The sequence below is a fragment of the Bifidobacterium sp. LH_491 genome (assembly GCF_056356495.1).
Genome location: NZ_JBKEUI010000003.1, coordinates 1 through 2797, shown reverse-complemented (window position 1 = coordinate 2797; position 2797 = coordinate 1). Strand labels below are relative to the sequence as shown.

At 53.9% G+C, this 2797-nt stretch carries 4 protein-coding genes; 2 read left to right on the top strand and 2 right to left on the bottom strand.

Annotated elements, in window-relative coordinates:
• Positions 1 to 765: 765 nt before the first annotated feature.
• Positions 766 to 1332 (bottom strand): hypothetical protein, encoded by a 567-nt coding sequence (locus tag AC1AWK_RS07640; RefSeq protein ID WP_476569756.1) that lies wholly within the window; start codon positions 1330 to 1332, stop codon positions 766 to 768.
• 25 nt (positions 1333 to 1357) lie between these two features.
• Entirely contained in the window at positions 1358 to 1870 is a 513-nt protein-coding gene (locus AC1AWK_RS07635; RefSeq protein WP_476569755.1) for a hypothetical protein, read from the bottom strand.
• Positions 1871 to 2177: 307 nt separating this feature from the next.
• Here AC1AWK_RS07635 and AC1AWK_RS07630 point away from each other — a divergent pair, with 307 nt between their 5' ends.
• Both AC1AWK_RS07630 and AC1AWK_RS07625 read left to right on the top strand, forming a co-directional pair.
• Complete coding sequence (locus AC1AWK_RS07630) at positions 2178 to 2444, top strand: hypothetical protein (protein WP_476569753.1); 267 nt, start codon at positions 2178 to 2180, stop codon at positions 2442 to 2444.
• Positions 2444 to 2728 carry a CopG family transcriptional regulator gene (locus AC1AWK_RS07625; RefSeq protein ID WP_476569751.1) on the top strand — a complete coding sequence of 95 codons (285 nt, stop codon included), beginning with the start codon at positions 2444 to 2446 and terminating at the stop codon, positions 2726 to 2728. Before AC1AWK_RS07630 ends, AC1AWK_RS07625 begins: the two co-directional genes overlap by 1 nt.
• Positions 2729 to 2797 lie beyond the last annotated feature (69 nt).

Sequence of the window (2797 nt, the reverse complement as noted above, 5' to 3'; positions counted from 1 at the left end):
CACCGAGACCGCAAGACGCTACCATCTCAGCCGCAGCGAGTACGTGCGCAGGCAGCTCGTCGGCGCAATCTGACGGGCGCTCCGACGCCATCGGAGGATGCCGCGTGAGCGGTCTGGAGGCTTTGCCGACTAAGGGGTCTGGGTCTCCCGAGCAAGTCTTTTCGCACGGCGAAAAGAGCGAATGTATATACGTTCGCGTCACTTGCTACGTCTGTAAGGTCACATGTAAAGTGTTCGGTATCCGTCGCCCGTTCTCATTAAGGCGTGTGCGACACGACACGGAAGCGAACAAAAAAACTCCCGATGGTGATACCATCGGGAGCAAAGAGATAATACGATAGTCAGTCTATCACGGTTGATGCGAAATGTCATTCGTGTGTGTCTGATGACCGTGGAGTTCTTGGGCAGCCGCCACGATAAACCGCCCCGCTGGGTTCACCGCCACCGGCTGAAAAGGTCGGGTCGCGCTCAACGACAGTCGCCCTTTGATGGGCATTACTCAAACAGACTCCAAGGCCAGTGCGGGCACAATCGGGGCAGGCCGACCGCACCGAAATCGTTCTTCGATGGGAAAGCGTCGTGGAGACATGCCGCGCCGCGGGACAACAGACAATGACACCCGCCGAGAACGAACAATCGACCGACCGACCGACCGTCAGGGTCGTTTTTTCTCGCTTGTCCGCAAGGGCAAGCCCTCACTGCTCTCCCTCACTCCCTCCCATCAGCATCCTGGAATTGGTAGAGCGCATTTGGCGTGGCTGCATATTAGATTGCGTGCAGGGATTTCAGATAGTGGCGCAGCCGTAATCCCTGCTGCGATACCAGGGAGATGCACGCGACACGGTTCTTGTCCCATACTTTCAACTCTGTATCGAATGCAAACTCGTTGAGATCGAACTCCCGTACCGAAAATTCCTCTGATGAGATCTCATGGATCATGCTGTAAAAGTAGTAATCATCTTCAGGTGAATCACTCAACACGGTGATGAGTTGCTGTTCCGACTTGCTCCAGCGCAGTAAATCGTCAAGTGAGCTGGCCGATTGGACGCACGCATCTATCTGCGGTACGAACCCCTCTACGTCGCTATCGGGCGAATAATTCCTATGGTTAAATTCGCAATAGCTCAGATATGGCGAACTTTGTTGTTCGTCGGCAATGCAGCTATCCGCTACCCATTCGATGGAGTCCGGCGCACCGTTGGCATCCAAAGTTAGATATAGATGGCCATCATCGACCTTCTTGATGCGATACGCGACGCAGAAGGCATCCTCGGCGCTATAGGTGTGGCGAATCTCCAGCAAAGAACCCCAGGAATCCAGGTTGGTGCTCATATCTCACCCCCATGAGAAAAGTCTGCTACTTGCATCGCTTCCATCCGGGCTTGCACTTTTTCTTTTCCTGTCGTCCAGGTCTTGGCTTCGTATGCTTGTCATGCGTACTTTTACGCGCATTTTTCTTATGTTCGGCAAACCATTGAAGAATCCGCTTACCTACCCATGAAGTAGCCAAGATCACTGCGCCACCGACAATTATTACTCCGGTTACGGTAATAGCAACCTCACCAATTTCTGGTATAAAGTAAATTCCTGCGGCTGGAGCGGCTACTCTATCTTCTTCATATACGACAGAATCCAGTAGTTCATTAAATTCTTTTTGTGAATAGCTCTTACCGTTGATGACAACGCTGTCTTCATGAATGATAACAGTGGCGCATCTGCTCTCTCCGTCGTAACAGGCCTGCTCTGTAGAATTTGATGGTGAATTGTTAGTAAGTTCGTCAGCATACGTTGCAGGCGCTAGACTGATGGTTAAAGATGCCGCAGCGATTATGGAAGCAGTTATTGCTGATATTTTCTTTATCTTTTTCATTTTTCTACGAATCCTTCATTCCTTCTCTTCGCCCGTATCAAAAATTTTAGCAGTACAGGATATTCAAAATCTAGAACTGATTTGAGAAGTAAATGTTTGGCCAGGTTGGCCACTTGTTCGGTAGTAGCAAGCGACGGGAATGTGGCCACATTCCCTCATTTCGCTCCGCTCAATGGCTTGCTCGGGAGACCCAGACCCCTTAGTCGGCAAAGCCTCCAGACCGCTCACGCGGCCGTTGTTTTTCGCATCAGACGCTGGTGTGATTTCGGTGTTATGCTGGTGTTACTCAATCTTTGGAGGTGCGGAGTTGAAGATTTGCGTGCTCGACCGCGTGCACGAGAGGCATCCGGAATTGTCCGCCGCCGACGTGCTGACGGCGTTCAGGAGCGTCATGGTGGACGCGCGCAGAAGCAACGACACATGGGTCTGCATCGGACTCGACGGGCGCGGCAGGGACGTGGAGATGGTCTACCGGCAGCGTGGTGACATCGTGGTGATCTACCACGCCATGACCCCGCCGACGAAGAAGACGCGAAGCGAAATAAGCCGCCTGCGCGGGGAAAGGAGCATGTGATGAACGGTTTTGGCGAGCGTGACAGGGAGCTGCTGGAGATGGTCGGCATGAGCGTGGAGCAGGTGCTGGAGGACGAGCGGCGGCTGGAGTCCGAAGAAGAGGGCCACGGCATATGCGGCCCCGTCCATTACGGTCTGCATATGCTGCAGACGAGCGACGAGGAGATGGTCAGCATGACCGTGAAGATGCCCAAGAGCCAGCTCGAGAAGGTCACCGAGACCGCAAGACGCTACCATCTCAGCCGCAGCGAGTACGTGCGCAGGCAGCTCGTCGGCGCAATCTGACGGGCGCTCCGACGCCATCGGAGGATGCCGCGTGAGCGGTCTGGAGGCTTTGCCGACTAAGGGGTCTGG

Excerpts from the sequence above, each read along its gene's own strand:
- AC1AWK_RS07640 (WP_476569756.1), bottom strand. The coding sequence starts at position 1,332 with ATGAGCACCAACCTGGATTCCTGGGGTTCTTTGCTGGAGATTCGCCAC.
- AC1AWK_RS07635 (WP_476569755.1), bottom strand. The coding sequence starts at position 1,870 with ATGAAAAAGATAAAGAAAATATCAGCAATAACTGCTTCCATAATCGCT.
- AC1AWK_RS07625 (WP_476569751.1), top strand. The coding sequence starts at position 2,444 with ATGAACGGTTTTGGCGAGCGTGACAGGGAGCTGCTGGAGATGGTCGGC.